The sequence below is a fragment of the Nonomuraea sp. NPDC049784 genome (genome assembly GCF_040659615.1).
GTDB lineage: Bacteria > Actinomycetota > Actinomycetes > Streptosporangiales > Streptosporangiaceae > Nonomuraea.
In genome coordinates, this window is the sequence record NZ_JBFAMX010000800.1 from 1 (window position 1) to 3,819 (window position 3,819).

At 70.8% G+C, this 3,819-nt stretch carries 3 protein-coding genes; all 3 read left to right on the forward strand.

Annotated elements, in window-relative coordinates; translation table 11 throughout:
- Positions 1-869: hypothetical protein (locus tag AB0J09_RS58685; RefSeq protein WP_360711989.1), on the forward strand; the 869-nt coding region annotated here is incomplete at its 5' end.
- Positions 869-2,971, forward strand: coding sequence for a glycoside hydrolase family 95 protein (locus tag AB0J09_RS58690; RefSeq protein WP_360711991.1), 2,103 nt, complete (start codon positions 869-871; stop codon positions 2,969-2,971). The genes AB0J09_RS58685 and AB0J09_RS58690, both read left to right, overlap by 1 nt.
- Positions 2,968-3,819: glycoside hydrolase family 43 protein (locus AB0J09_RS58695; RefSeq protein ID WP_360711994.1), on the forward strand; the 852-nt coding region annotated here is incomplete at its 3' end. The genes AB0J09_RS58690 and AB0J09_RS58695, both read left to right, overlap by 4 nt.

The following is a 3,819-nucleotide window of genomic DNA, read 5'->3' on the forward strand; positions in this document are numbered from 1 at the left end:
GCCGCGCCGCGAGCGAGGCCGACCAGTCGCGGCTCCAGCGCCTGGCCTGGGACGGCCACCCCGTCATGGCCGCGGCCGTGCTCGGCGACCCCTCGATCGCCGGACACGCCCAGCGCATGATCGCCGACAACCAGTTCTTCGGCCACCTCGATCTGCTGCTCACCAACACCTGGTCACGGGTCGGGCTCAACGCCCTGCGTCTCGTCCAGCGCGACTGGCCCGCCTTCCAGGCGCTGCCCGCGACGGGGAAGCTGTTCCCCATGGACTGGGACGCCCCCGGCTTCGTCTTCTCCGACGAGGAGAACGGCGTCGTCGCGATCAAGAACGGCAAGGAGATCCTGTACGCCTCCCTCTACTGGCGCGCCCGGCAGGCCGTCAACAACCTGGCCCGCGTCCACCACATCACCCCGGACACCCACCGGGTCGCCACCGTCCGGCAGCAGTGCCAGGTCACGCCCACCGGCGACACCTGGACCGAGGCCGACTGGGTCTGCTTCTCCTTCGCCATCAACGACCCCGCCGCCTCCCACATCCCGCCCGGCGGCTTCCCGCCTCCCGGGCCCGGACTGCACCAGGCATTCGCCGGCGAGGTCCTCAAGGTCGGCCCGCACCCCGCCGATGTGCCCGACCCGGCACTCGGCGTGGACTTCCCCGGTGTCGAGAAGCTCTTCGTCGGCAAGGCGCAGTTCTACCGCTGCTCCTACGGCCGGTACCTCATCGGCATGAACACCTCGGAAGACCGCGCCCGCACCCTGCATGTGACCGGCTCCGGCCACGCCCGTAATCTCGTCACCGGCCGCCGCGTTCCCCTCGGCCGCCCGATCGAGGTCGGACCGCTCAGCACAGTGGTGCTCTACTTGGAGGACTGATGCACTCCTTGCTCGACCTGTCGCCCGCGCTCACCTGGGAGGACGCGTTCCTCTCCGGCAACGGCGAGGTCGGGATCATGGTGTACGGCGGGCCGCGGGAGGAGCGGGTGGTGGTCGATCACCACCGGTTCGTGCTGCCCAACGGCACCCGCGACCGCCGCCCGCCCGCCACCGCGCACCTGCTGGCCGAGATCCGTTCCCTCCTGCTGGCCGGGCGGCCGGTCGAGGCCCAGGCGCTGGCGGCCGGCGGCCGGAGTCTGGAGTGGACCCAGCCGTTCCACCCGGGCTGGGAGCTGGTGATCTCACGTCCGGCCGTGGCCGGGGAGTATCGCCGCACCACCGACTTCACCACCGGCGAGGTCACCACGGGTCCGGGGGAGTCGCACCGGGCCTTCGTGTCCCGCGCCGATTCGGTCGTCGTCCAGCGCCTCACCGGCGACGTCACCCTCCGCCTGACCGGCGACCTGCCCGGCAGGCCGGAGACGGTCCGCTACGAGACGGCGGCCGGCGAGCAGGACGGCCAGGTCTTCCTGCGGATCCGCGGCACCTACCCGCCCGAGGGCCGGGGCGCCTCCGGCTTCGAGGGGCTCACCCTCGTCCGGCCACGCGGCGGGACCGTCGCGGTGGAGGGCGACACGGTGACCGTGACGGGCGCGTCCGAGGTGCTGCTGCTGACGAAGGTGGCCCGGCACGAGGAAAGCGGGACCGCGCCGCTTGAGGCCGCTGAACTGCGAGATCTGGCCGCGCCGGGGTACGACGGCCTGTTGCGGAGGCACGTCGCCCGGCACCGCCCGCTCTACGAGCGCGTCACCCTCGATCTGGGCGCCACCTCGGACGAGCGGGCCAGGCCGGTCGGCGAACTGGCCGGTGCCGCGCTGGTGGAGCGGCTGTTCCACGCGGGCCGCTACCTCCTGCTCAGCTCCGGCGGCATCCTCCCGCCGCGGCTGACCGGCCTGTGGCTGGGGGAGTGGGGTGCGGCCTGGTCGGGCGACTTCACCACCGACGCCAACCTCAACCTCCAGATGTCGGGCGTCAACATCGGCGCGATGCCGGAGTTGATCGACGGGTACGCGAACCTCATCCGAGGCCAGATCGACCACTGGCGCACCAATGCCAGAGAGGTCTACGGCGTCAGGGGCATCCTCGCGCCGAGCCGCACGGACGGAGAGAATGGCCACCTGTTCCACCTGAACGCCGACTGGCCATGGACGATGTGGCTGGCCGGGGCGGACTGGCTGCTGTATCCGCTGGTCGAGCACGCCGAGACGACCGGCGAGCCGATCCCCGAGCTGGAAGAGTGGCTGGCGGAGTGCCGCCTGTTCTGGGAGGACTTCCTCGCCGGGACGGACGGGAGCGTGGTGCCGTCGTTCTCGCCCGAGGCCGGGCCGGGCGGCGGGCCGTTCGCCTGCGTCAACGCCACCATGGACGTCGCGGCGGCCAGGCACGCGCTCGGCGACTCCCCGACGAGCAAGCGGCTTCCGCCGTACAAGATCGACGAGAGGGGTGCGCTGGCCGAGTGGATCGCGGACGTGGAGCCGTACGAAGATCATCGGCACGTCAGCCACCTGTACCCGGTCTGGCCGCTGCACGAGATCAACCCCGACGACACGCCGGAGCTGGCGGCGGCCGCCCGGGAAGCCCTGCTGCTCAGGGGCGATGAGAACCTGTCGGCGCACGGGAGCCTGCATCGGGCGCTGGCGGCGGCGCGGCTGAAGGACGGGGAGCTGGCCTGGGTGAATGTCCGGAAAATTCTGGACAATGGGATGTTCTTCGACTCGTTGATGAGCTCACACAACCCCGGCCGCGAGGTCTACAACGCCGACGCGGCCATCACCCTGCCGGGCGTCTTCCTGGAGCTGCTGGTCTACTCGCGGCCGGGGATCGTCGAGCTGCTGCCCGCGCTGCCATCGGCCTTCGAGCAGGGCCGCGTGAGAGGTGTCCGCTGCCGGGGCCGGGTGACGGTCGAGGAGCTGACCTGGGGCGACGGCGTGCGCGCCAGGCTCACCTCACCTGTCGATCAGATCGTCACGGTGATCCACCGTGCCTCGGGACTGCACCGAGAAGTCGAGCTGCCTGCTGGAAAGAGTGTGGAGATCGCATGATCCGCAATCCCGTCCTGCCCGGTTTCCACCCGGACCCGTCGATTGTGCGGGTGGGGGAGGACTACTACCTGGCCACGTCCACCTTCGAGTGGTATCCGGGCGTGCGCGTCCACCACTCACGCGACCTGGTGAACTGGCGTCCGCTGGGCGGCATCCTGACCGAGCGCAGGCTGCTCGACCTGTCCGGCGTGCCCGACTCCGGCGGCGTCTGGGCGCCCGACCTGACCTACCACGACGGGCTGTTCCACCTCGTCTACGGCGTGATGGACAACTACACGCTCGGGTACAAGGACATCGCCAACTACCTGATCACCGCGCCTTCGATCGAAGGGCCGTGGTCCGACCCGGTACGGCTGCCCGGCCGCGGCTTCGACGCCGCCCTCTACCACGAGGACGGCCGGAGCTGGCTGCTCAACATGGTCTTCGACTCCCGGCCGGGACGCGGGTTCGCGGGGATCGAGCTGCAACCGCTGGATGGCGGTAAACCCGAGCTGATCCTGCCCAACCGCAACATCACCGAAGGCCCGCACATTTACAAGATCGACGGCTGGTACTACTTGATGGCAGCCGAGGGCGGCACCGGTTATGAGCACGGCGTCACGGTGCTGCGGTCCCGGTCGCTGGCCGGGCCGTACGAGGAGGATCCGGCGGGGCCGATGCTCACCTCGCGGCACGACCCGAGCCTGGAGCTGCAGAAAGCGGGACACGGCTGCCTGGTGCAGACGCAGACGGGGGAGTGGTACGTCGCTCACCTCGTGGCCCGGCCGTACCACAACCGCAGGTGCGTGCTCGGGCGTGAGACCGCGCTGCAGCGCGTGGTCTGGGAGGACGGCTGGCCGCGCGTGGCG